At 59.4% G+C, this 25,068-nt stretch carries 20 protein-coding genes and 1 pseudogene; 11 read left to right on the top strand and 10 right to left on the bottom strand.

The annotated features are described in order from the left end of the window. Positions 1 to 14 precede the first annotated feature (14 nt). From AB7E19_RS11325 to AB7E19_RS11305, 5 genes and pseudogenes are all read left to right on the top strand, one after another. Positions 15 to 131, top strand: a pseudogene (locus AB7E19_RS11325) (ZIP family metal transporter); the annotation flags it as partial. A gap of 142 nt (positions 132 to 273) precedes the next feature. Next, positions 274 to 1,032 carry a substrate-binding periplasmic protein gene (locus AB7E19_RS11320; protein ID WP_290436311.1) on the top strand — a complete coding sequence of 253 codons (759 nt, stop codon included), beginning with the start codon at positions 274 to 276 and terminating at the stop codon, positions 1,030 to 1,032. A 100-nt stretch (positions 1,033 to 1,132) separates the two neighbouring features. Continuing rightward, positions 1,133 to 1,825, top strand: coding sequence for a 5'-methylthioadenosine/S-adenosylhomocysteine nucleosidase (mtnN, locus tag AB7E19_RS11315; protein ID WP_010674306.1), 693 nt, complete (start codon positions 1,133 to 1,135; stop codon positions 1,823 to 1,825). Positions 1,826 to 1,851: 26 nt separating this feature from the next. Further along, positions 1,852 to 2,784: a cobalamin biosynthesis protein gene (locus AB7E19_RS11310; protein ID WP_427935295.1), complete on the top strand. Its 933-nt coding sequence runs from the start codon at positions 1,852 to 1,854 to the stop codon at positions 2,782 to 2,784. Next, a complete protein-coding gene (locus AB7E19_RS11305; RefSeq protein ID WP_409070722.1) occupies positions 2,777 to 3,622 on the top strand; it encodes a cobalamin-binding protein in 846 nt (281 codons plus the stop codon). The genes AB7E19_RS11310 and AB7E19_RS11305 overlap by 8 nt, the downstream gene beginning before the upstream one ends. A 119-nt stretch (positions 3,623 to 3,741) precedes the next feature. Here AB7E19_RS11305 and AB7E19_RS11300 read toward each other — a convergent pair whose 3' ends face one another. From AB7E19_RS11300 to flaB, 6 genes are read right to left on the bottom strand one after another with little or no spacing between them, the layout of a single operon-like run. Continuing rightward, entirely contained in the window at positions 3,742 to 5,853 is a 2,112-nt protein-coding gene (locus tag AB7E19_RS11300; protein WP_322131091.1) for a motility associated factor glycosyltransferase family protein, read from the bottom strand. Positions 5,854 to 5,866: 13 nt separating this feature from the next. Further along, positions 5,867 to 6,160 (bottom strand): hypothetical protein, encoded by a 294-nt coding sequence (locus AB7E19_RS11295; protein ID WP_322131090.1) that lies wholly within the window; start codon positions 6,158 to 6,160, stop codon positions 5,867 to 5,869. Next, positions 6,157 to 6,570: a flagellar export chaperone FliS gene (gene fliS / locus AB7E19_RS11290; protein WP_322131089.1), complete on the bottom strand. Its 414-nt coding sequence runs from the start codon at positions 6,568 to 6,570 to the stop codon at positions 6,157 to 6,159. The genes AB7E19_RS11295 and fliS overlap by 4 nt, the downstream gene beginning before the upstream one ends. Positions 6,571 to 6,607: 37 nt before the next feature. Then, positions 6,608 to 7,996 (bottom strand): flagellar filament capping protein FliD, encoded by a 1,389-nt coding sequence (fliD, locus tag AB7E19_RS11285; RefSeq protein WP_322131088.1) that lies wholly within the window; start codon positions 7,994 to 7,996, stop codon positions 6,608 to 6,610. A 30-nt stretch (positions 7,997 to 8,026) separates the two neighbouring features. Beyond that, complete coding sequence (locus AB7E19_RS11280) at positions 8,027 to 8,443, bottom strand: flagellar protein FlaG (protein WP_319891756.1); 417 nt, start codon at positions 8,441 to 8,443, stop codon at positions 8,027 to 8,029. Positions 8,444 to 8,475: 32 nt separating this feature from the next. Then, positions 8,476 to 9,405 carry a flagellin B gene (flaB, locus tag AB7E19_RS11275; RefSeq protein WP_427935291.1) on the bottom strand — a complete coding sequence of 310 codons (930 nt, stop codon included), beginning with the start codon at positions 9,403 to 9,405 and terminating at the stop codon, positions 8,476 to 8,478. A gap of 382 nt (positions 9,406 to 9,787) precedes the next feature. Here flaB and AB7E19_RS11270 point away from each other — a divergent pair, with 382 nt between their 5' ends. Both AB7E19_RS11270 and AB7E19_RS11265 read left to right on the top strand, forming a co-directional pair. Continuing rightward, on the top strand, positions 9,788 to 10,420 hold the full coding sequence (locus tag AB7E19_RS11270; protein ID WP_010674287.1) for a trimeric intracellular cation channel family protein: 633 nt from the start codon (positions 9,788 to 9,790) through the stop codon (positions 10,418 to 10,420). Positions 10,421 to 10,521: 101 nt separating this feature from the next. Further along, positions 10,522 to 10,914 carry a hypothetical protein gene (locus AB7E19_RS11265; RefSeq protein WP_039038657.1) on the top strand — a complete coding sequence of 131 codons (393 nt, stop codon included), beginning with the start codon at positions 10,522 to 10,524 and terminating at the stop codon, positions 10,912 to 10,914. A 75-nt stretch (positions 10,915 to 10,989) separates the two neighbouring features. On the opposite strand, the gene thiI is transcribed toward AB7E19_RS11265, so the two are convergent. Further along, positions 10,990 to 12,438, bottom strand: a complete 1,449-nt coding sequence (gene thiI, locus AB7E19_RS11260) for a tRNA uracil 4-sulfurtransferase ThiI (protein ID WP_039038656.1) — start codon at positions 12,436 to 12,438, stop codon at positions 10,990 to 10,992. Between the two features lie 164 nt (positions 12,439 to 12,602). Between thiI and AB7E19_RS11255 the strand changes: the two genes are divergently transcribed. Further along, positions 12,603 to 13,562 carry a hypothetical protein gene (locus AB7E19_RS11255; protein ID WP_201900848.1) on the top strand — a complete coding sequence of 320 codons (960 nt, stop codon included), beginning with the start codon at positions 12,603 to 12,605 and terminating at the stop codon, positions 13,560 to 13,562. Between the two features lie 88 nt (positions 13,563 to 13,650). On the opposite strand, the gene pbpC is transcribed toward AB7E19_RS11255, so the two are convergent. From pbpC to AB7E19_RS11240, 3 genes are all read right to left on the bottom strand, one after another. Then, entirely contained in the window at positions 13,651 to 15,972 is a 2,322-nt protein-coding gene (gene pbpC, locus AB7E19_RS11250; protein ID WP_427935403.1) for a penicillin-binding protein 1C, read from the bottom strand. Positions 15,973 to 16,024: 52 nt separating this feature from the next. Next, entirely contained in the window at positions 16,025 to 20,872 is a 4,848-nt protein-coding gene (locus AB7E19_RS11245) for an alpha-2-macroglobulin family protein (protein ID WP_427935288.1), read from the bottom strand. Between the two features lie 330 nt (positions 20,873 to 21,202). After that, entirely contained in the window at positions 21,203 to 21,337 is a 135-nt protein-coding gene (locus AB7E19_RS11240; RefSeq protein WP_010674281.1) for a hypothetical protein, read from the bottom strand. Between the two features lie 87 nt (positions 21,338 to 21,424). Between AB7E19_RS11240 and AB7E19_RS11235 the strand changes: the two genes are divergently transcribed. Genes AB7E19_RS11235 through AB7E19_RS11225 form a run of 3 tightly spaced genes read left to right on the top strand, consistent with a single transcriptional unit; the run spans position 21,425 to position 25,068 of the window. Beyond that, positions 21,425 to 22,462 carry an AI-2E family transporter gene (locus tag AB7E19_RS11235; RefSeq protein WP_322131085.1) on the top strand — a complete coding sequence of 346 codons (1,038 nt, stop codon included), beginning with the start codon at positions 21,425 to 21,427 and terminating at the stop codon, positions 22,460 to 22,462. Between the two features lie 4 nt (positions 22,463 to 22,466). Continuing rightward, a complete protein-coding gene (locus AB7E19_RS11230) occupies positions 22,467 to 23,984 on the top strand; it encodes a TolC family protein (protein ID WP_322131084.1) in 1,518 nt (505 codons plus the stop codon). Beyond that, complete coding sequence (locus AB7E19_RS11225) at positions 23,977 to 25,068, top strand: HlyD family secretion protein (protein WP_322131083.1); 1,092 nt, start codon at positions 23,977 to 23,979, stop codon at positions 25,066 to 25,068. The genes AB7E19_RS11230 and AB7E19_RS11225 overlap by 8 nt, the downstream gene beginning before the upstream one ends.

Raw genomic sequence — 25,068 nt, 5'->3', positions numbered from 1 at the left:
GCCCCATGCAACCCGTGGTCTCCCACGAAGTGATCCCGGAAACCCATCGCAACGGCCACCAGACCCACGCCACCCTGGGTCTCATGGCGGGCTTCGCCCTGATGATGACCCTCGACACCGCGCTCGGCTGATCACCCCCCTCAAGCCCCGTACGCCCGGTGACGACAGCGCGAACCCCTTGAAATAAGAGGGGGAAATCGCCTAATGTTGAGCCCCCGGCGCCCTTTGACTGGTTGATGTACGGCACCTGAATCCCATCGGAAGCCTGCCCGGATGACCCTCAGGATAATCCTGCTGCTGTGTCTGCTTGTCCTCACCGCCAGGGCCATTGGCGCCACCGAGGTCTTTCATACGGCCGCGCAGCAGGCGTCGTCCCCCAAGTACGTGACGCTCCCCGACGGGCATGTCGGCGGGATCTGCGTCGATCTCTTCCGGCTCATGGAAGCAAGGGAGCCAGCCCTTCGCATTGAGGGAGATCAGCGCTTCCTGCCGCTGCGACGGCTGGAAAAGAAGGTGCAGCACGGTCAGCTGGACTTCATCTGCGGCGTGGGGGAGAGCCCGGCCAGGCGGGATCACTTCATCGTCCTGACCCCCGCCATCTTCACGGTGCGCTACCACCTGGCGGTGCGCCGTGACGATCCCGTCGAGATACGCAGCTGGCAGGATGTCAGGGCCCTCGGCCAGGGGGGCATCATCCTCATCAACCATGGCAGCGGCGCCATCGCCCGGCTCCAGGACATCGGCGGCCTCATCATCGACAGCGGCGGGATCAGCAACCAGGCCAACTACGAGAAGTTGTTGATGAAGCGCGGCCGTTTCGTCTACTACCGCTCCCCGGGGTTTGAGTCCGACTTGCGCGAACAGGGGCTGGCCGACAAGATCCGCATCCTCCCCACCGTGATGGAAGAGACTCCCTTCTACATCCTGTTCCATCGCCACAGTACCCCCGAGCGCCTGACCCTGTTCGCCAACACCCTGCAACGGCTCGCAGACAGTGGTGAACTGGCCGCCCTGGCCAGACGCTACCCCTGACCCCCCATCCGCGCCATCGCAATGCTCGGCGCCACCGCCAAGTTTTGCTATCATCCACGCCAACTTTTTCGGCCCAGCGGCCATCGAGACGAGGTAGATGATGAAAGTAGGTATTATCGGCGCCATGGAGCAGGAAGTGGCCCTGCTGCGCAGCCAGCTGAGCGAGCCCACCACCCTGCAACTGGGCGGCTGCGAGTTCTATCAGGGCAAGCTGGCCGGTAAAGAGGTGATCCTGACCCGCTCGGGCATCGGCAAGGTCGCCGCCAGCGTCGCCACCAGCCTGCTGCTGGAGAAGTTCGCTCCCGATTGCGTCATCAACACCGGTTCCGCCGGCGGCTTCGCCCAGGATCTGCACATCGGTGACGTGGTCATCGCGAGCGAGATGCGCTTCCACGACGTGGACGTGACCGCCTTCGGTTACGAGATGGGCCAGATGGCCCAGCAGCCCGCCGCCTTCCCCTGCGACGAAAAACTCATCGCCCTGGCACAAGCCTGCATTGCCGAGCAAGGCAAGCACCAGACCAAAGTCGGGCTCATCTGCACCGGCGATCAGTTCATGTGCAAGCCGGACGCCATCGCGAAAGCCCGTGCCGACTTCCCGCAGATGCTGGCGGTGGAGATGGAAGGGGCCGCCATCGGCCAGGTGTGCCACATGTTCAAGGTGCCCTATCTGGTGGTACGGGCCATGTCGGACATCGCCGGCAAGGAGCAGGTGGAATCCTTCGATGCCTTCATCGAGGTGGCGGGTCAACACTCCGCCGAAGTGATCATCGCGCTGCTCGGCAAGCTGTGATCGACGCCCCCTCCTGGGATGCTCTGATGACCGCCCTCGCCTCCACGACGGCGGCCATCATGGTGGGGGCCGCCCTGCTGGAGGCCCTGCTGCCCTGGCCCGCACGCTTTCGACCCGGCGCAGCCGTGCCTCTGCTCACCCGCCTCGGCCAGAAGGTCTATCGCCCCGACGGCACGCCACGCCAGCAGAGCCAGGCCGGGCTCCTTGCCCTGCTGGTGGTCTGGGTACCCTGCGCTGCCGGTCTCTGGGCAGTGCGCAATCTCTCCCTGTCCGAGCCCCTGTTCGACCTCCTGTTCCTGCTGCTGATGCTCGAATCCCGCCCCTTGCGGGAACTCGCCCGGGGGAGCTGCGCCCTGGCAACCCAGGAGACGCTGGTCGTGGCGAGGCTGCAGGCCGCCCCCTGGCTCAAGCGGGAGACCGGCAAGCTCTCGGTGATGGGGTTGAACAAGGCGGTGAGCGAGACCTGCGTACTGCGCCTCGTGGGTCAGTGGGCCGCCCCCCTGCTGGGCTTTACCCTGGCCGGGGTACAGGGTGCCCTGCTGGTGCGGCTCGCCCAGTTGACCCATCTGGCGTGGAACCCCAAGCAAAGCGCGTTCGTCCACTTCGGCCGCCCGGCTGCGGCGCTCTATCAGGGTTTCTGCGCCCCCGCCATCCTGCTGCTGGCACTCCCCCTGTGCCTGACCCAGGTGCGCGGGCTGGGCAACAGAGTGCGGCCTGCGCTGCATTGGCCTCATCCCGCCATGGGGGTCCTGCTCGCGTTGCTGGCCCGGGCCACGGGCCGCCGACTCGGCGGCCCCCGCTACTATCAGGGCCAGCTGGTGCGCTTTCCGGTATTTGATGAGGGGAGCGAACCCGATGCCAACCTGCCCCTGCGCCTGCTGCAGCGTCTGCAACTGACCGGCTGGGGCTGGCTCGGGCTCTCGCTGCTCCTGACATGGATGGCGGTCAATCATGGCTGATCGCGTTTCCCTTCGTGCCCTGGGCCTGTTTGTCTGCCTGCTGGGCACCTCACTGTGCGCCATGGCCACCCCGCCGCAGCGCATCGTGAGCCTCACTCCCCATCTGACGGAACTGCTGTTCGATATCGGCGCCGGGGATCGCGTGGTCGCCACCGACGATGCCTCCGATTACCCCGCCGAGGTGGCCAACCTCCCCCGGGTGGCCAACTATCGCAGCATCAACCTCGAGGCGCTGCTGGCCCAGAAGCCGGATCTGGTAGTGGCCTGGCGCTCCGCCCAGGCCCGCATGCTGGGCCCGGTCGAGCGCCTCGGCATCCCCGTCTTCTACTCGGAGCCCACCGACTTTGCCTCCCTGGCCACCGAGATGCGCAGCCTGGGGCACCTGCTCGGGCTCACGCCCAGAGCCGACGAGCAAGCCCGCGCCTATCTGACCCGGCTCGACTCCCTGGCTGCGCGCTACGGCGAGCCCAAGCCCCTGTCGGTCTTCTATCAGCTCTGGTACCCGCCGCTCACCAGCGTCAATAATTCGACCTGGCCGGGGCAGGCCATCACCCTCTGCGGCGGACGCAACATCATGGCGAAGACGGGAGCAGCCTACCCCCAGGTCGGGCTGGAGCAGGTGATCAAGGGCAATCCCGGGCTTATCCTGGCTGGCGGCCGGGATCCTTCCGTGCTGGATCACTGGCGGCAGTGGCCCATGCTGGACGCCGTCAAACACCAACGGCTCGCCCTCATCAACGCCGATGAACTGCACCGTTTCACCCCTCGCGCCCTCAACGCGGTGGAGCAGATATGCGAGGCGATAAATTTATCAACTATTTCTTCTCAAACAGATTAATGCTTTACGGCTAACTTGATATACACGCCGAACGTCACGAAAGAAATTGAAATATATTTATATTATACAGATTTATTTTGTATATATAAAAAGCACATTGACTATTGTGTGCAAAACAATCAACTTTTACTAATCGCATTCTTTCTATATAAATGGACAATCTCACAATCTGACTCATCAACAAAGTTTAGAGCTTCGGGATATGTGGATTTCATTGTTTTGAAAAACTCTATCATAATATCGATAGCAGGCTTGACTATCTTCTCACCCATACCATCATCCTCAAATGAATACATGATAGTATTGATAAATGAGAAAAAATAATTTATTGATCCTACGAGAACCCTATGGATATGATGTTGGCGAGTTTCTGATATGTAAGTAAGGTATTCGAAATGCTTTTGCATTAATTCAGATATATCATCACGCCCAGTTCCTACAGCATTCCAATCGGATATGAACTTATCCATGATTTCATCAAAAAAATCATATGCCATAAGGAGTTCTATATCGTTTCTTTTAATATCTAAAACAGAGAAAAATTCATTATAAATATTGCTAGTCAATTTATTCTTATCAACTACCACACCACTATTGACGGCGAAATCATTAATGTGTAGCGGAACCGTGCCTTCGATCGCTGCACCATCACTACAATTGTAACAAGTTACATCTTTATTTGACCTTAACAAGGACTCCATAGACTTTATGGAAACACAGAAAAGTCGATTCGCAGTGACAGAACCTCCAAAGTTACCAGGTATTATATGACTACCACTTTGAGTCACCAGTTTTGTTAGTTTCTCAATCGGGTGACCGTGTTCATCATAGTAAGCACTATGCTTGGAGTGATGGTGTGAAGATTCTTTATATCCATTGTCAATACCACACAAAAATATCTCTTTAAACCCTAATGTAACTGCATAGCTTAACCCAGTATTGCCAACTAATGGATTAACCCCATTTAAATGATGAAAATTATTTATTTCATCATAGTTTCTTGCTAAAAGAGAATACATTGGCTCATGGGGCTTAAATCCTACAGCCATCCGATTGAAATGTTTCTTACATTCCGGGTGAATAATATCTACACTAAGAAACAATATATCACGCAAATACTCTTCGTCATTTAGCAAGGATAAAAAATCAGCTGAACTTTTTGTTCTTTCGACAGCGAGCAAGACATCTGGTTTTATACCAGCTTTATGTAAAGCTGTAATGCTACTGCCACATGCAAATATAAAGAACCGCCCCTGATTTTCCTGAATAAAGGAGAGTGAATCATCTAAAGAAGGCCCATTCCCAACAATCAATGCAGGCAAGCCTTCATTAAACCGCGAGACGTCTTTATTTTTCAATAAGAAGGGAACCTTATTTTCAATGTTTTTTGCACTATGGGCTATAGCAAATAGATTATCATCGAAGAAGCCCCAACCAGACTTAAGAAGATAAAATTCTTTTTTTATTCTATCGGTCAAAGAGAATATTTTCTCCGAAGGATAGTGCCAAAAGCCAAATAGACTGGAAATCCAAAATGCACCTCGCTTATGTAAAACGGGTAACAAATCCTCCATCAAGCTATCTTCATCTTGTCCCAAAAATAAATGAAGACTCAATTTCTCCTCATTTAGATGCTGAAGCAAAGAATACCAGTCAAATGCAAACAATGATGCATAAAAAAGATCAAGATCTGGCTCAAAAACAAATAAATTTTTAACGCTGCATCTTTCATAGAGGTAGGATAATGGGTATCCCAGTCCAATCCCGAACATCATTACCATTGGGACATGGGCTGGAATTGTGGTTAGTTTTTCAAGTGAGCGTTCAGATTTCTTGTACAGTTCACATAGTTTATTTAAATATTGAACATGCGCTTGATTGAATAAATCATTTTCCACACTAAAGGAAAATTTATCTATCTTCGAACGGCATAAAATTTGTTCTATTTGTGCCTCTGAGTATTCGTAGGGATTATCGCCATAAAAAGAAACTTCATTGTCGAGCCACAATATATTAGGTATTCCATTCTCATTGCAAAAGAAACGAAATGGACGAGCGGGGTTATAATCCTTGAACTTTTCATAAACAGAGGGAATGAAATTCTGAAATGCAGCCATATTCCTATCAAAACGAACAGGGAGTACATCAATCATAGCCTGCTCTTGTTCTTTCTGTTGTTGCAAACGCATGATTTCATTTTCGATATGCTGAATATCTTTATCCATATCCATGAAGCAGTCCTATCTATCTTGAATGTACTTTATAAAGTTGAGTAGCTTTGTCCGCAATGACTATATCGTGTAACTGGCGCTGTAATTCGACTTTTTTTTTAGAAACAATTACCATAAACTCCTTGTTTTCATCGAATATATCTTTGGCAGCATCAATCAAGTCCGTAGAATAATTATTCTCCAGTACAATTTGTTGTAACAAGATCAACTGCTCATCCATTACTTGATGAGCAAGTTCCAAATTATCTTCGGTAATGGCCAACTCAAGTCTGAGTACAGACTCTCTCAAAGCTTCTGCGTGTGTCATACACTTGCCTGTTGACTTAGTGCCTGGATTCTGTCTTCTACTGGTATGGAGTCCCATCCGCTCTTTATTGTCAACATGAGTTGACCGACTTCCTCCAGAGGTGCAACAGCCATATTAAGGCCTGCATCCAACAAACGCTGCTTCATATAGTCATAAAGCGCAAATAAATCTTCAGGTACTTTACCGTATGAGAGGTCCAAGGCATCCTGTAATCCATTGATCAATGCCATGCATTTTGAAATGGCTATAGATTTACCTTCAAAATCCTTACGCTCGATTGCCCCTTTCGCTTGGGCAAGACGCTCAATACATCCTTGCATCATCAATTGAATAACACGATAAGGATCAGCCACAGCCATTTCGGCTTGAAGGTTCTGGGTTGTGTAAGCTTTAATATGCTTGCGATACATGATATCTCCTCCTCACTCGGAATCGCCAAAATACAAATCAAGATGATGAGTTTGAGGTATTAATAAGGCTCAAGTAAGATGCTGACTGGTTCATTTTGGCAAGTAGAGTATCAAGGCCACCATAACGAGCACGTAAACTAGCCTCATACTTCACTAATTGTGCTGATGCATCTGACTCTTTCTGTGCCAAGGCACGTAAATCTGTATTAAGGGAATCTTCTCGTTGAGCAAGCAATCCACCTGTTTTCGAATAATCTTCGAGGGATGTAGCCAGTTGACCAGCAACCCCTTTCTCACCACCGAAAATGGCTACTACCTGCTCAAAATTTTTATCTAACGCCTCATCAAACTTCTCGCTATCAAGAGAGAGTACTCCCTTGTTGTCCATCTTTATCCCAAGCTGGAAAATAGTATCGAATACGTTCGAATTATCAGACGGGGTGATAAGGATACTACTCATCTGATTTATCACACTACGTGTTACTGAATCCCCGGCCAAGGCCCCACCATCATCCTGGCTTTCACCTGCCACTATGCTGTTACGCTTCCCTAATCCGTCAGCCTTACTCACCAAGGTGTTGTAACCATCGATGAAGCTTTTGATCATGGATTTGATGCCATCTTTATCCGTGGTGACATCAACCTTGTTTGACTTTGCATTACCATCAGTGTCTTTGTCTGACTCACGCAGCACGGTGACCTTTAGCCCCATGATAGTGCCATCAAAAGTATTGGTATCACTGCTGAGCACGCTACCATCAACGGTTATTTCTGCATTACTGGCACTTTGGGTTTTGGTGAGAGAGGAAGCAAAACTGCTCACGCCTGCAGTACTACCCGTAATCAGTAGATCTTTTCCGGCACCACTGACTCCTGAATCCATTACCAGCTTGGCCTTGCCATCCGCTGTATTGATAATATTCGCAGTCAATCCAAAATTATCGCCATTATTATTGATTTTCTTTCGAATAGTTTGCAGCGAATCACCAGCTTTGACTTCTACATTGAACTTTTTGTCCCCTGCGGTAAAAGTCAGAGTACCGTCTTCCGTTGCAAGCGCTGTGGTCGAACTGTCAAAAGTCCCTTCAAATTTGCTGGTTGTCGCCAATTTATTGACAGTGATATTGTACTGGCCATTTGATGCACCAGCCTTGCTCTCCACTTTGAGAATGGGGTTGTCTTTATCTTGAGTAATATTGACGGCTCGCTTGTTGAATGCATCCGTCTTCGCCATATCTTTGAGGGTCGTGACATAGGAGGCAATCGCAGATTTCAATTGGCCCACCCCGGAGAGCGTGATCTGGGCATTGGTCTTCTTGGTCGTGATTGGCTGCTGAAGCTGTGCCTTTCTGGCATTCAAACTGGCAGAGATCACACTCTCCAGATCGATACCGGACCCTGCGCCAGCAGATGTTATCGTTGCCATTGTCTGTTCTCCTCACTAGTCATTAACAGCTCATATCTCACTATCAAACAACAAACCGACTCTGGGATTGGCGCCAGCCTCACCTTGCACCAAAGCCTGGATCCGCTTGTTGATAGCAATGAGTTCTTCGCTGGGGATCTGACGGATCACCGTCCTAGTATCGGCATCAACTAACTTGATCACCACTTGCTCCAGCTCCTTCTCCATACTGAAATTTACAGTCCACCCCTGTTGTTGAACAAACTCTTGCAAGTTTTGTACCTGCTTGGCAAGTTCTGTCGCACTTTGCGGTATTGGGTGAGCACTCTCATCTTTTTCCTGCTGCCCGCCGTTTCTTGCCTCCTCAGCCGTACCAGAAAGTAATTGAGCGGCCACTTGGCCGCTCTTGTCACTTAGCTGTACGGAAGCACCACTGGCAGATGACAGATTTGCGAGTTCAGTTGTCATCTCTTCTCTCCCATCTCAATCCAGCTACATGCTTAGCCAAGCAGGGACAGCGCAGACTGCGGCCGTTGGTTAGCTTGTGCCAGGATGCTGGATGCAGCCTGTTGCAGAATATTCTGCTTGGTCATGTTGGCGGTCTCGGTCGCGAAGTCCGCATCACGAATACGGGAGCGAGCGGCAGAGACGTTTTCCGAGATATTGGCCTGGTTGCGAATGGTGGAATCAAACCGGTTCTGTACAGCACCCAGCTCCGCCCGCTTGCTATCCACCACCTGAATCATCTTGTCCAGATTGGCAAAAGCCAGCTGAGCATTAGAGTCTGTTGAACCAGATATGTCGCTTATAGTGGACCAAGTCACTGCTGTTGATGCAGCTGTCACAACCCAAGCATCAGCCGTTGTACTCGCAGCAGAATTTGTTGCTGCAGCTACTGTAGCACTCCCTTTTGTGGCACTGGCAATACCAGACATCGTAAAAGCAGTGGTCATTTTGAAGGAGATGGTCTGACCTGCATCTGCGCCAACCTGGAAGGTACCTTTGTATCCACCAGCCAACAGTTTCTGACCACCGAAAGTGGTATCGTTGGCAACACGGTTGATCTCGGTAGAGAGCTGCTTGTATTCAGCCTGCAGAGCATCTCTATCATCCTGATTATTTGACCCATTTGCTGACTGCTGAGCCAGTGTCCGCATCCGTTGCAACATGGAGGTCACTTCATCCATGGCCCCTTCCGCGGTTTGGGCTACTGAGATGCCGTCGTTGGCGTTGCGGTTGCCCTGGTCCAGACCGTTGATCTGGGAGGTCAGACGGTTGGAGATCTGCAGACCTGCCGCATCGTCCTTGGCGCTGTTGATGCGCAGGCCGGAGGCCAGACGGGTGTAGGAGGTATCCAGGGATTTGGTGCTGTTCATCATGTTACGCTGAGCGTTGAGCGATGAAACGTTGGTATTGATATACAGACTCATGATTTTTCTCCTAAGCTATTAAAATTTAACTTTAATTCACTCAGGCTTTATTGTGTTTTGTGCCTGATATGTTTAGTTAACGGCGCCTTTTCACAAGACTTTAATTTCTTTTTTCTGCCTTTCTGGCAGTAATCGCCGCCTAACCTATATATCGGCCCCTATTCCTCACCCTTGAGAAAAAAATCGGGATTTTTTGTCACCTGACTGCCTGCCCCCCGGGCCATAGTGGCCACAGCCCGCATCAGACAAGGCGGGAGCGTGATCTTCACCCAGCCTTCAGAAACCGGCGCTGGCTCCCACTTTTGCACGCCAGCATTGCTCATCCCCACACCTTGCCCCTAAAATCGCCGCCCCATCATCTATTGGACGTGAGTTGTTCTCCATGCAGACACTGGTTGAGCAGATTGTTTACATCAGCGACATGTTTGGTACTGCTGTATTCGCGTTTTCGGGCGTACTGGTGGCCGGCCGTCTCAGGATGGATGGTTTCGGTGTCATGGTGCTGGCGGCGGTTACCGCCATCGGGGGTGGCACCATCCGCGACATGATCCTGGGGGCAACCCCGGTCTTCTGGGTACGCGACCCCCTCTATATCTGGGTGGTCATTACCACGGCGCTCATCGGCATGTGGATGGTCAAACTGCCCCGCCGCATGCCCTGGTATGTGCTGCCGGTGGCAGACGCCTTCGGGTTGGCGCTCTTTACCGTGATCGGGGCACAAAAAGCCCTCAACTTTGGTACATCGGGGCTTATCGCCGTATTGATGGGCACCATGACGGGGGTTGCTGGGGGCATGATAAGGGACGTGCTGGCCCGGGAAGTGCCCATGGTGCTGCAAAAGGAGATCTACGCCACCGCCTGCATTCTGGGCGGCATCCTCTATACCTTGTCGCTGGAGGTCGGGGTAGACAGGGTCAGCGCCATGCTCATCAGCATGCTCGGGGTGTTTGGTCTGCGGGTGGCGGCCATCTACTGGCACCTCTCCCTGCCCACCTTCTCGCTGCAGCGCAACTGAGAAGCCTCAGAGTGGGCGAGATCCCATCCCGGCAGGGACAAGATTGAACCAAGCCGGCTTTTCTGTTGTCATACAGGGGTCGTTTCAAGCCGGAAAACCTCATGCAAAAACTTGGGCTCATTACCACGCTTGTTCTGATGATGGTGGCAGCGGCTCATGCGGGGGCACAGGCCCTGTTCGGGCGTCTGGCATCCACCCCGGTGCAGCAGTTCAACCAGCAGATCCGTCAGGCGAGCAGCAGTCAGCAAGGCTGGGTCAACGACTATCGCGAAGTGGCTCGCCGCTTCGTCGGCCATAAAGATGTACCCACCCGTATCCATGCTCAACAGCTGGACAACGATCTGGTGCTCTCGGTGGCCCTTGATGGCCAGCGTAGCGACATGCTCTACATCCTGACCCTGTTTCGCAGCAACAACCTGTGGCAGATGCGTCAGGCCGAGATGGGCTGGCGCTGTCAGGGTCAGGAAACCTTCACCCCGGTCCCCTGCCCCTGAGCATCTACCTTCATCCGAGTGAAATAAAAAATCCGGCGCCTTGGCCGGATTTTTTATACGCGTCTTGCCGTCACATCACGGACGGTAGACCTTGACGTTGGCAAAGCCCTTCTCTTTCAGGTAAAGCGCCTGCAGTTTGCTCATCACGCCGCGATCGCAATAGAGCAGGTAGGTCTTCTCTTTCGGCAGATCACCAAAGGCGGTGGCCAGCTTGAAGAAGGGGATATGCATGATCTCGCGCCCTTCCACCACCAGCGGCTTGTCGTCATGCTCCTCCATGGAGCGAATGTCCAGGATCACCTCGTCGTCACCGCTCTCGGCGGTGGTCTCCACCTCCTGCACCTCGGCGGCGGTCTCTTCACCGATGCGACGAATGTCGAGGTAACGGGCCTCGGCCACCACCTTGTCCAGAATGGCAAAGTCGAAGTTCTCCTCTTCCGCCTCGATGCGGGAGAGCTCGGCCTTCACGGTCGGCTTCTTGGAAATCACGCCGCAATACTCCGGCATGGTCTCCGCGAACTCCAGGGTGCCGATGCGGCGGGCTTCGCTGATGATGTCCGGCTTGTCCCAGGTGATGAGCGGGCGCAGGATCACCTTGTCGGTCACCCGGTCGATGACGTTCAGATTGGTGAGGGTCTGGCTGGAAACCTGGCCAACGCACTCGCCGGTCACCAGGGCCGGGATCTGGAACTCGTCGGCCACCTTGGCAGCGGCACGCATCATCATCCGCTTGAGCACCACCCCCATCTGGCCGTTGTCGATCTTCTCGAGGATCTCGGCCACCACGGGCTCGAAGTCCACCGCGGTGAAGCGCACCCGGTGGGAGGAGCCGAAACGGTTCCACAGGTGATAGGCCACCTGCTTGACGCCAATCTCGTGAGCCGCCCCACCCAGATTGAAGAAGCAGTAGTGCACCCGGCAGCCGCGCTTGATGAACTGGAAGGAGGCGACACCCGAGTCAAACCCGCCGGAGAGCAAGCTCAGCACATCTTCCTGGGTGGCGATGGGCATGCCGCTCAGCCCCTGGTGGATGGCGCTGACGATGAAAAGCTCCTCGCCATCGATCTCGAGGTTGATCTTCACATCCGGGTTCTTGAGGCGCACACCGTTGCTCACGCAGTGCTGGTTCAGACCGCCGCCCACGTAGCGTTCAATCTCCAGCGAGGAGAATTCGTGCTTGCCGTGGCGCTTGGCACGCACGCAGAAGGTCTTGCCCTCGAGCTGATCACCCCAGACGGCTTTCACCTGCTCGAAGATGTCGTGCAGGTCGGTAAACTTGCTGGCCTGCACCTCGAGGAAGGCCTGAATGCCGGGGATGCAGGCCAGGGCTTCGATGGCCTGCTCGCGGAACTGGTCATTGCGGGAGCTCACGATCAGCTTGTCCCAATCCATCCGCACCCGGGCATCGTCGTCGAAGCGGCGCAGGACATTGCGGATATTGCCCTGCAGGATCTTGATGAAGCGCTGGCGAACCGACTTGCTCTTGATGGTGATTTCAGGGAACAGCTTGATAATGAACTTCATGGTAATGACTCGGGTGGCCTTGATTTAAGGGCGCGAATTATATCAGAACTTTGTGACCAGCGCCTACTGCATGAGCGGCCGCTCACATTCCCCCACGCAAAGTTTGCCGCATCCAGGCAATCATGCGTATATTCCCACCCCTGCATCCTGGCAACACAGCATCCATGAAAACCCATATCTACTACCCCGGCATGGAGGTACGCGACGAGCTCTGGCTCAAGTTTGCCCTGCTCTATCTGGAGCGGCTCGCCTTCGTCTTCACCGTCAGTGAGAAGAGCGGTCTCACCGCCCTGCTGGAGACCCTGCGCCAGCAAACCGACCTGCTGGCCGAGCCGCCACAACCCGCCTTCTTCGCCGATATCACGCCCCAGGTGGAGAGCCAGATTGCCGGTCTGGTCGCCCCCGATTTTGTCCGCCACAAGGTGTTTGGCAACAGGGAGCTCATCGCCCGCTGGCGTTCAGCCCCCAACCACGACTGCTTCTGCCCGGCTCAGGCGGGACTGGAGCGGCTGCACGGGTTTTGTCTGACCCACGGCTTTGCGACGCAGGATGAAGGGGGGATCAGAATGGCGCGCCGCTTTGCCAACCTGCTCTCCATGCGCCTCGCCCGTGAGTGGGCACTCGCCAATGACGGGGCGCTTATTACCGATCACGACTATCTCGACCGCCTGCTTCACCTGCTCGAATCTCGCTACCACAATCGCGGCGGTCAGGATTGCTTCCACCTCGAGATCCCGCTGCAAGTGCCCACTCACCTGGCCGACATCCCGTTTGCAGAGCTCATTGCCCTGCGGGGGCGAAGCGGCTTTCGTCAGCAGCTCGCCGAGTTCCATCAGGCCCTTGATGCCCTGCTCGCCATGCTGGGCAGCGGCTACGCCGAACCCGCCGTGTTGACCCGCTTCGAGCAGGCCCAGCAGGGGTTCACACCCTTGCTGGGACCCGAGACCGTCACCCTGCCGCTCACCACGCTCGTCAGTACTGGCTTACCGGCCATGGCGATGATCCACTACCTCAAGGAGAGTCACCCACAGAGCGACCTGGTGTTTCATCCCATCAAGAAGAGCCACTTCCACCAGCGCAAGAGCCGGCATTTCTTCACCCGGCTGGGGCAGGTCAAGCCCTGACTCCCCGCCTCTGCCGGGGAATCGACAATCAACTGACGGCATCGAGACCATCCCCGATGCCGTCAATATTCTGGCGCTCACCACGCCCTCAGGAGGGGTTTTCCAGCCGAAACTCGATGCGATCGCTGTTTCCCGCCTCATCCACTACCACCAGCTGATAGCGGCCCGCCTTGCTCACTACTTGATCCCCGTCCCAGCGCAGCCGCTGGCCGTTGAGAAACCAGGCCGGCTTGCCGACACCGCCGAGCACCCTGGGCTGCAACCGATAGCGCTGACTGCGGATAAGGTTGCCCTCCCCCAGCGCCAGGATGCGGATGGGGGCCTGCTGCTCGGCGCTCTGCCCCTCCCCCGCGCAGCCCCTGGCAAGCAGCGCCTGACGCCGCTCGCCCGGTGAGCGCCACGGCTCCAGCGACAGCGGCCAGAGGGCCCGAAAGCCGGATTGCGCCGCATCTTGGCAGCGGGTCAGAGTCGGCTTGCCCGCAGCGGTCAGTGCGACCTGGCGCAGCGGCGAGGGCCAGTCCATGGGATCCGGCAAGGTGGGTGGATCACGCCCTTCCAGCAACCAGGCGCTCTGGCGCTGCAGACAGGCCTCAGGCAGGGTCGCGCTCCCCTTGCGTCCCAGTGGCCAGCACACTTCGGCTTCGCTCACCGTATTGGGTTGTGCCGGCAGGGGGCTGTTGTCAGCAAGCCGCGAGTAGACCGAAAGCAGCAGCGGCACCGCCGCGCTCTGGCCGTAAAAACCGGGCATGGGGGTGCCGTCGGGGCGCCCCAGCCAGACGCCGATGGTCCAGCGACCGGAGACCCCCATCGCCCAGCTGTCGCGATAGCCGTAGCTGGTACCGGTCTTCCAAGCCAGCCGGTTGACCCGGCCGGTCGCCTCGCTGGCAAAGGGTTGGTCCGCCCGTCCCTGCGCGCTCAATATTTGCCAGATGATCCAGGCCGCTCCCGGACTCAGCAAGGGGCGCGACACCGCCTGCTGCCCCGCCAGCCAGACCGGCATGGCCACCTGCCCCTGCCGGGTCAGCGAGCTGTAGAGGGCCACCAGTTGCTCGAGCCGAATGCCCGCCGCCCCCAGCGCGATGGCCGGATTGGGCTTGTCGGAAAGGGCCAGCCGCACTCCGGCGTTGTCGAGGCGGCTGACCAGTTTGTCAGGCCCAAGCGCCTCCAGCACCTGCACCGCCGGCACGTTGAGGGATTGCTGCAGCGCCTGGGCGAGCGTCACCGGCCCTTGAAAGGCGCCGCTGAAGTTGGCGGGTCTATAGTCCGAGCCCAGCCTTGGCGCATCGGAGAGCAGGGAGGCCGAGTGCACCAACCCTTCGTCCATGGCCAGACCGTAGATGAAGGGCTTGAGGGTGGAGCCGGGAGAGCGGATCGCCTGCACCATGTCGAGATAACCGTGGCGGCGCAAATTGCCATACTCGGCGCTGCCCACATAGGCACGCACCGCCATGGTTTTGTTATCTACCAAGAGCAACGCCGCTGAGGTCTGCTCGGGGAAACGGCGAATGTAGCTTGCCACCCGCCCCTCCAGCCAGCGCTGCAGATCGCCGTCTATGGTGGTGTGCACCAGCGCTCCGGCCTGATTGTCGGCGGCGAGACGGGCAAAGAGCGGCGCCTCCATTGGCGTAAAGTGGCCGCGGGCCAGCACCGGCTCGATGCGCCCCTCCAGCCACACCTGTTCGGGCCAGACGCCTTGCGCTACCAGCCGCTGCATCACCTTGTCACGGGCGGTGCGGGCCCGCTCGGGATGCCGGTCCGGCCGGTTGCGGCTGGGAGTCTGCGGCAGCACCGCCAACAGCGCCGCCTCGGCATAGGTCAGCTTGGCGGCGCTCTTGCCGAGATAGGCAAAACTTGCCGCCTGCACCCCCTCCAGGTTGCCGCCAAAGGGCGCCCGATTGAGGTAGACGGTAAGCAGGGTGCGCTTGTCGTAGTGCCACTCCAGTTGCAGCGCGCGGGCCATCTGGCGCAGCTTGCCGGGCACGCTCCTGTGGTAGGGCTCGATAAGACGGGCCACCTGCATGGTGAGGGTCGAGCCCCCCGACACAGCCCGCCCGTAACGCAGCCACTGCCAGACCCCGCGCACCATGGCCACCGGATTGACCCCGGGATGACGCCAGAAGTAGCGATCCTCGTAGCCCAGCAGCGCCTCGATATAGCGGGGGGAGACCTGCTCCAGGGTCACGGGGTAACGCCACACGCCGCTGGTATCGGCAAAGGCGCGCAGCGGTCGCCCCTTCATGTCGAGCACCACCCGTGCGTAGGCAGGGTCGAGTGGCGGCGGCGGGAAGAGTCGATCCAGTGCCAGCAATGACAGGAGCAGTGCTACAACGCCCAGCACCGAAAAGCGCAGCCAGCGTGGCAGACGGCCAAGCCGGTGGCGGCAAATGCGGCCACCGTGACACAGTCGCAGCCAGCCGCGCCGCCAGAAAGTGAGCGGGCGAACCCGCTCAAGGGAGGGTTTGTTACTCAGAGATGATCACCTCGTGGATATCCTCACCCACAGCCCGCAGCTCGGGGCGGTACATATCCTCCACCTGGGTCGGCGGCACCTGATAGCGACCCGGCGTCACCGCCCGCATCAGGTAGACCAGTTGCTGGTTGCTCCCGGCGCTCAGATCCAGCGCCGCCGTGTAGCGGTCATCGCGAAACTCCTGATGCTTGAGATAGTCGTTCCACTCGCTCTGCCACGCCGGTTTCCCCTCGATGGAGAGCTCTTCCAGCTTGATGCTGTTGCCAAGGGCCGGGTTCTCCAGCTCGAAGCCAGCGGGCACCATCTCCACCAGCAGGGCATCGGGCACCGCCGACTCGCTGCTGACGTTGAGCCGCACCACCACCAGATCGCCGACCTTCACCTTGGCAGGATCAAACGGCTGACCGTCGCTGTTGAACCAGCTGCGGGTCACGCTTATCCCCTGACTCAACCGGGTAGGAGCCTGCTCGGGGTAACCGATCAAGGTGCGCTGCACATAGAGAGAGCCCTTCTTGCCCTCGTTGGTGACGGCGCTCGTTGCCAGCGCCTCGGGGGCGCCCAGTTGCAACGGGGCCGAACCGCTCAGGGATCCACTGCCAAGAGAGGAGGTCACCCTGGCCTGCCAGTCGACGGCCGGATCGACGCGGGCGAGTCGCAACAGGGCGAGCCGCTCCTGAGTGCTGAGCCACTGACGATGGGCCAGGGTATCGGCCACCTTGGCACTGAGAGCCGGCCAGCGCTCCGCAGCCAGCTTGTGCTGGCGCAGCAGGGAGAGCTCGAGGGCTTCATCGCGCAACGGTGAGCCGTAATCTCCGAGATAATCGTCCCCGCGCTCGGTCGCCAATGCCCGGCTGAGGGCCTTGGCGGCGTTCTGCTCATCCCCCATGGCCGAGAGGGCCAGGGAGAAGTGCAAGAGCGGCAAACCCGAGCGGGCGTGATCGGCCTGCTGCTCCCAGATAAGGCGCAGGGTAGCGAGCGGCGCCTTGCCCACCCGGGCCAGCACATAGGCACTGTAAGCCTGATAGGCAAGACGGCTGTGCTCGGGGGCACTGCTCCAGCGCTCACCGTACTGACTGTCGGTGAGATAGCTCTGCAGCCGGTTCAACGCCTGATTGAGCATTGCCTCCGGCACTGCGTCGCCCGCCTCCTTGCGCGCCAGCAGGTAGTCGGCGGCATAGGCGGTGAGCCACTGCTCCTCGTCGGAGCGACCATCCCACAGGCCAAAGCCGCCGCTGGGCAGTTGCAACCGCTGCAGCCGTTGCAGCAGGGCGCGTTGCACATCCGCCTCACTCGCCGCTTTCTTGCCCTCTGCGGGTTTGCGCCAGACGGCCCGCTCATCGGCTGTGGTCAGCAAGTAAGGCCAGGCACGGGACAAGGTCTGCTCCAGACAGGCATAGGGGTAGTCGGCCAGCGCCTGCCACTGGGCTGCCGGATCCCAGGGGGGAGTGCCGGAGAGGCTGAGCAGCCCCTGCAGGTTGGCGCGATCCAGCCCGGCCAGCTCAGCTGGCGCAAAAGCCATCTCTTGGCCGGGGGCCAGCATCTGGTAGCGCTGGCGAGTCTCGGCCGGCCAGGGGGAGCGCAGCGGCAGAGACCAGTCGCGGCTGATGGCAAAATCCTTGCCGCTGGCCGCCAACTGCAGGCTCGCCACACCGCTCGCCCCGGTCACGGTGAGCGGCAGGGTCAGCCACTGCTCCTCGCCGTTTTTAAGGGCCAGGGTGCGGGGCAACTCGCCATTTGCCTTGAGTCCGCCATTGAGGGTCCAGGCAAGGGAGAGGGTCTGATCCTCGCCACTCATGTTGCGCAGCTGCACCAGCGCCCGGGTCTCATCCCCTCTGGCGCCAAAGCGCGGCCAGCCGATCTCGGCCACCAGCGGCGCCACCACCTTGACGGCGCGCTCGGCCTCACCGACCTGCTGTTCGTTCCACGCCAGCGCCATCAGCGCCAGCTCGCCGTTGAAGTTGGGCAGCTCGAGCGGGATCACCGCCTTGCCCTGCTCATCAAAACTCACCTCGCCGCTCCAGAGCGCGGCAATCTCGACCCGGCTCTCCAGCGCGCCCCCTTTTTTCAGCGGCGCCCGGTCACCCCCGTAGTTGAGGCGAGCCAGCTTGCCATCTTGCGGCGGGATCACCTGGCCGTAGTTGTCGAACAAATCTTGGGCGAAGCGCTTGCGACCAAAGAAGATCTCGAACGGGTCGAGAGGCTGGTAATCGCTGATATTGAGCACGCCCCGATCCACCGCCGCCAGCACCACGCGGCCCTGACTGTTGGGAGTGGAGGTGGCGGTCACTTCCAGTCTAGTGAGCGGCACCGCTTTATCAGGTGCGCTCAGGGTAAGCGGCAGACGGCGCGCTTCCCGATCCAGGGTGAGCGGCACCAGCCCGACCGAGCGCAGGCTCTGCCCCTGTTGCTTGCCGACCGGTTTGGAGGCGCTGTCTGGCGCGGCGATCTGGGCCGAGATATGCAGGTCATGACGCTGCCACTCGGGGCTGACCGGGATCTCGAACTCGCCGCGGGCATCCTTGGCATCGCCGCCGGCCCCCTTGAGTTCGATACGCTGCCACCAGCGCAGGCCATCGCCATCTTCCACCAGCAGCAAGCCCTTGCCGGGGCGCGGCGCCACCAGCGTCACTTTGGCCTTGTCACCCGCCAGATAGGCGCGCTTGTCGAGGGTGATGGCAATCTTGTCGGGCCGTGCCTGCTCGCCACCGCCGCCCCAGGCGTAACTCCCTATCTCTACCCGCAGGCTCGATTGATGGCCCTGACTGTTCTCCACCTCCAAGCGATACCAGCCCGCCGCCAGTTGCAGCGTGAGCGGGGTCGGCCCCTTGCCATCCAGCTGCAGGGTCTGCTCCTGCTCCAGATAGGGCTGGCTGTTGAATTCGTACTTCCACCCCTCCCCATCGGCATAGTGCCAGTAGTAGTCGCGGTACTCGTTGATGAGGCGCACCTTCACCGCCCCCGCCACCGGCTGGCCTTGCTCATCGAGGTTGAGGATCTGGAAGGGCAGCGGCTTGCCCCCCTCTACCCGCTCCGCTACGAAATCGGCCTTGAGCGCGGGCCACTGGCTGCCCGCGGGCCAGCCATACTGGGTGCGGCTGCGATTGACGGCGCGGCCACCGGGCTCGGCGAGCGACACCCGATAGGCCACCTCCAGCGGCCCGAGGGCGCGCACCCCATCGAGCTCATCAGCCAGCGAAAAAGTCCCCTGCCCCTGCGCATCGAGGGTGAGATTGAGAGGCTCGAGATCCCTGGCCTGCTCGGCGAGCAGCACGTCACCCAGCGTGAACTCCTGCCACTGGGTAAAGGGCATGGTGGCGCGGCTTAACTTCACTTCCGCCTTCGCCTTGGTGGCACTGGCTGGTGCGCCGTAGAGATAGTCCCCTTGCAGCGGCAAAGTGAGGGCGGCGTCCAGACTCGTCACTTCCCCATCCGGCCCCTTGCCAAGCTGCAGTTTCAGCCGCTCCGGCAGAAACTCCTCCACCAGAAAAGGCCACTCGAAGCGGCTACCGGCGGCAGTCTTGAGGTTGATGGTCCAGCGCCCGAGCGGCGCATCATCCGGCAGACGCAAGCCGTAGTGGGCCGCGCCCAAATTGTCCGGCAGCAGGCGCTTTTGTTCGAGCAGTTGGCCGTCCGGCTGTTTCACCTCCAGCTCCACCGCCATGCCCGGCAGCAGCTGGCCATCCTGCCCCTTGAGCAGGATCTCGCTGTCGAGCCGCTCGCCGGGGCGATAGAGATCGCGCCCGCTGAACAGATAGAGCTGTTGGGCCTGCCAGGGCTGGGTGCCGAGATCGAAGGTGGAGAGATCGAGGGCCGCGCCATCGAGGCGCAGCACCGCCAGATGCTTGCCCTGCTCGGCCAGCAGCAGGCGAGCCCCCTGCACCTGATCGAAGCGGCGATGACCTTGGGGGTCGGTGGTTTGCACCTGCAGCCGGTTGCCCTTCTGGTCGAGCAGGGAGAGCTGCACATCCTTGAGGGGGTCGGCGCTGGCTAGGGAGCTCACGAACACCTCCAGCTCATCGCGGTAACGGCGGGCACTGAGCCCCATGTCGCTCACCGCAAAGTAGGTGGTCTCCTTGCGCCAGTCGTAGTTGCCAAGAGGCGACATCACCGCAAAGTAGACGCCAGCCTCCGCCAGCTGCGGCTCCTTCACATTGATGAGGCGGGTCTCGCGCCGGTTGGCATCGAGCTCCAACGCATAGCGGCCGCTGAATACCCGCTTGGCCCGCTTGGTGATCTGCTCAAGCTCCCAGTTGCCCATGCCGGCACCGGGGCGATACTCGGCCAGGAAACGGGGCAGGTATTCGGCATCGACCCGAAAGAAGTCGATATTGACCTCGTCCACATTGACCGCGCTGATGGGCAGGCGCAGCTCGTCGCGCAGCGGCAATACCATGCCGCTCGCGGTAAAGGAGGCCCCCGCCTCCAGCGGCCGGGTCTTGAGAGTCCAGCTCTGGGGGGATGGGCCCAGCCCCGCCTTGAGGCTCACCTCGTAGCGTTTGTCGGGCTGAACGTTCGGGAAATAGAGGGTGCGGCCATCGTCGGCGAGGATCCACTCCCCCTGCACCTGCTTGCCCCCTTCACTCACAGAAAGCCAGCTCTGCCAGTTTGCCTTGGGCGCCAATGGGCCGGAGAAGACCAGCGCCAGCGCTGGGGCATCGCGGTATTGGCGTGCATTGGCCTGCACCACGGAGGCGGGCGCTCCTGCCTCCTGCCGGGCAGTGGATTCGGTGGTCGGTACCTGGTTGACAGGCTTGTCGGGGCCACAACCGGCCAGCAGCAGCGCCGCCAGCCAGGCCACACGGGGAAGACGAGTCACGGGGCAGGAGAGAGAGAGGTGCATGGTGTTCATCCCGGGTTGGATCGCCGCAGCGCAGGAGCCAATAGAATAAAGCGTCACTCCCGGGAACACCAACTGCCATATCGGGCGGCATCGGCCAACAGAGATGGGCACATCGCCTCGGACGGGAGCGCGACGCCCCGTGAACCGCGAGGTTTATTCGAGACCCTGCATGCGATGTCCTGTTCCATGAAAGAGGATTGTCGTGATTTTCTGAACCCAGGCTAAACCGGGCACCACTGTTCACTTGTGCGTGATCGGGCCATTCATTATTCTCGGCCCTGCTCAATGCAGGCCTTCCAATCAACGACATATCAAGCAGATAAATATTTTTTAAGCCTTGAACACCTGTGCCATACATAACGTGCAGGTGCGCTCGATGTATGCCTCAACCATTGAAAACAAACTTATTAATTGTCCATCGACCAGAATGCCGACCTTGAGTTCACACAGGGTCAGCGGGGTCATGCATCCATCCCTCTCTGGAGTCATATCAGCATGGAAAATAACGATCTGTCCCTCGTCGAAAAAAGATTGGTTGCCCGATTCCTGGACATGTTCATCAAATTTGGTCTTATTCTGGCGCTAGGCTCGTTCTGCTTCACCGTGTTCTCCCCTTTCATGAACATGATGCTGTGGGCCCTGATCCTGGCGGTCACCCTTTACCCCCTCCATCAGCGCTTTGCCGCCAGACTCGGGGGAAAACAGGGTCAGTCGTCCACCCTGCTGGTCCTGCTGGGCATCCTGCTCATCGTGGCCCCCACCGTGGCCATGCTCGGCTCCCTGGGTGACAGCGTCAGCGCCCTGATAGACAAGGTGAACAACAACACTCTGGTGATTCCGGCACCTTCCGCCGACATCGCCAGCATCCCGCTGATCGGTGCCAAGCTGCACGCCTTATGGACCAAGGCATCCGTGGATCTGCCGAGCCTCCTCATCAGCTACAAGCCGCAGCTCGGCGACATGGCCAAGCAGACTGTCACCATGCTCGCCAGCATGGGGGGCGGCCTGCTGGGCTTCGTCGCCTCTTTCATCGTGGCTGGCATCATCATGGCCTGGGGGGCGCCGGGTGCCATCAGCGCCGAGCGCATCGCCATGCGCATCACCGATGAGCGCAAGGGCCTCGCCCTGACCAAGCTGTGCACCAGCACCATCCGGGCCGTGGCCATGGGGGTCATCGGGGTCGCCTTCATCCAGGCCCTGCTGGCTGGCGTCATCATGTCCCTCGCCGGGATCCCGGCGGTCGGGATCTTCTTCGTCCTGGCGCTGATCCTGGGTATCGCCCAGGTCCCCGTCATCCTGATCACGGGACCGGCCATTGCCTTCATGTGGATGGCGGGGGATCACGGCACCCTGCTCAACGTGCTCTATACCGTGCTGCTGATCGTGGCCGGCATGGCCGACAACGTGCTCAAGCCCCTGCTGCTGGGGCGTGGCGTCGATGCGCCCATGCCGGTAGTGCTGCTGGGGGCCCTCGGCGGCATGGCCACCAATGGCATCCTCGGCATGTTCATCGGTGCCACCCTGCTCTCCATCGGCTATCGCATCTTCATGGCCTGGGTCAACGACGGTCTGGCCAACGCGGAAAAATAACCCCATGGCCGACGCACTTTCTCTCCTTCGCCCCCTGTTTGCAGGGGGCACCTGCCTGCTGCTCGGTGCCTGTACTCTGCTCGGGCCCGATTATCAGGCCCCCGGTGTCGAGGAGATGGCCAACTGGCACAGCGCCAGCGAGGGTCAGCAGGCGGTGACGGTGACCGACTACCGACGATGGTGGGACAACTTGCACGATCCCGTGCTGAGCGCCCTGGTGGAGGAGGCCTTCCTCAAGAATCCGGACGTGCGGATCGCCGGCCTGCGGATCCTCGAGGCCCAGGCCCAGCTTGGCATCGCCGAGAGCCTGCTCGGCCCCCAGGCGACGGTGGGAACGGCAGAATTCCTCCAGGCAGGTCAGACCCGGGGCGGCCACAGCAGCGCGGGCAACAGCTACGGCGCCGGCTTCAACCTCGGTTGGGAACTTGACTTCTGGGGCAAGTTCCAGCGCGGAGTCGAGGCGGCGGATGCCAGCTATTTCGCGACCCTGGCCCAATATGACGACATCCAGGTGTTGATGGCCGCCCAGGTGGCCCAGCTCTATGTGAGCATCCGTACCCTGGAGGCCAGGCTCCAGATCGCCCGGGAGAATGCCCGCATCCAGCGGCGCAGCCTGGAGATCACCGAGCGACTGTTCAAGAGCGGCAACAGCGCCGAGCTGGACGTGCAGCAAGCCAGGACCCAGTACCTGGGCACCCTGTCCGGCATTCCCCAGCTCGAGACCAGCCTGCGCCAAAGCCAGAACGCCCTCTCCACCCTGCTCGCCCGCGCCCCGGGGCCCCTGCCCGAGATGACCACCAACACCGGCAAGATCCCCCAGGGCGAGCTGGCCCTGGTCACCGAGATGCCCGCGGATCTGCTGCGCCGCCGTCCTGACGTGCGGGTGGCGGAGCGTCAGCTGGCCGCCCAGTCGGCCCTCATCGGGGTGGCCGAGAGCGAGCTCTACCCCTCCATCACCCTGCTCGGCACCCTGGGAGTCAATGCCAGCGGCGGGGAAAGTGGCACCTTCTCCTGGGGCGTCGGGCCGTCGCTGAGCTGGAACCTGCTGGATCAGGGACGGCTCGGCAACCAGATCCTGGTGCAGGACGCCCGCTTCCAGCAGCTTCACGAACGCTATCGCGACAGCGTGTTCAAGGCGGCCCGCGAGGTGGATGACGCGGCCGTGGCCTATGCCAACGGCCAGGAGGAGATCGCCCTGCTGACCCAGACCGGCGAAGCCGCCCGCCGCTCCCTCGAAATCGCCAACACCCAGTACCGCGAGGGGATGGCGGACTTCCAGCGGGTGCTCGACTCCCAGCGTGCCCTGTTCAACCAGCAGGAGCGCCTGGTCAACAGCCGTGGTGCCCGGATGCGCGACCTCATCACCCTCTACAAGGCACTGGGTGGCGGTTGGGAACAGGGGCGCGAACGTCCCCTGGTGACCCCCAAGGTGGAGGCTCAACTGCGCACGCGCGCCGACTGGGCCCCCCTGCTCGACGCAGCCCACTCCCCCATGACACAGAAGGCAAACGCCCATGACTGACACAGCCTCTCCCGGCCAGGCCAGCCGCCGCGCCACCCTCGGGCTGCTGGCCGCGATCCTCCTCCTGCTCATCTGGTATCTGCTGGCGGACAGGTTGACCCCCTACAGCTCCCAGGCCCGGGTGCAGGCCTTCGTGGTCCCCGTCGCCGCCGAGGTGGCAGGCCAGATCAAGCGGGTCTATGTCCACGACAATCAGGACGTGGAGGCTGGCGCCCCCCTGTTCGAGATCGATCCCGAGCCTTATGACATCGCCCTGGCCAAGGCCAGATCCGACTACCAGACGGTGCTGAGCGGCGTCAAGGCGAATACCGAAGGGGTCAAGGCGGCCGAGGCTTCCCTGATGGCCATGCGCGCTGCCTACGACAACGCGGCCAAGGATGCCGAGCGCCAGGAGCGGCTCTATCGGGAAGATCCGGGGGCCATTTCGGTGCGTCGCCTGGAGGTGGCCCAGGCCAGCCGCGAGACCGCCAAGAGCCAGGTGGCGGCGGCCGAAGCCGACGTTCGCCGCGCCATCGAGGCCGCCGGGGCGAGCGGCGATGACAACTCCCAGCTGCTCAGTGCCCGCTCGGCGGTGCACAAGGCCGAGCTGGATCGCCAGAACACCCGCGTGGTGGCGCCGGGTCGGGGCCTTGTCACCGACCTCAGCACGGATGCAGGCCAGTTTATCGGGGCCGGCGCCCCGGCCATGACCCTGATCGCCATCCACGACGTCTGGGTATCGGCGGATCTGACGGAGAACAACCTCGGCAACATTCGACCAGGGGACAAGGTCGCCATCCTGCTCGACAGCCTGCCTGGACAGCTATTCGAGGGGGAGATCCGCAGCGTCGGCTACGGGGTGGGCGATGGCAAGAACCAGCCCGCCGGTACCCTGCCCACGGTGGACAACAACCGCGACTGGCTGCGCCAGGCCCAGCGTTTCCCGGTCAAGGTCGCCTTCCAGAGCGACGACTTCCCCCCGGTCGAGGCGCTGCGGATCGGTGGCCAGGCCGACGTGCTGGTCTACACCGGTGAGAGCGGGGTGCTGCACCTCCTGGGGGCGCTCTATATCCGCCTGATGAGCCTCTTCTCCTTCCTCTATTGA

It is taken from the genome of Aeromonas sp., from assembly GCF_050252055.1.
Taxonomy (GTDB): domain Bacteria; phylum Pseudomonadota; class Gammaproteobacteria; order Enterobacterales; family Aeromonadaceae; genus Aeromonas; species Aeromonas caviae.
The sequence above is the reverse complement of the archived record's forward strand: the minus strand, read 5'-3'. Positions and strand labels throughout refer to the sequence as shown.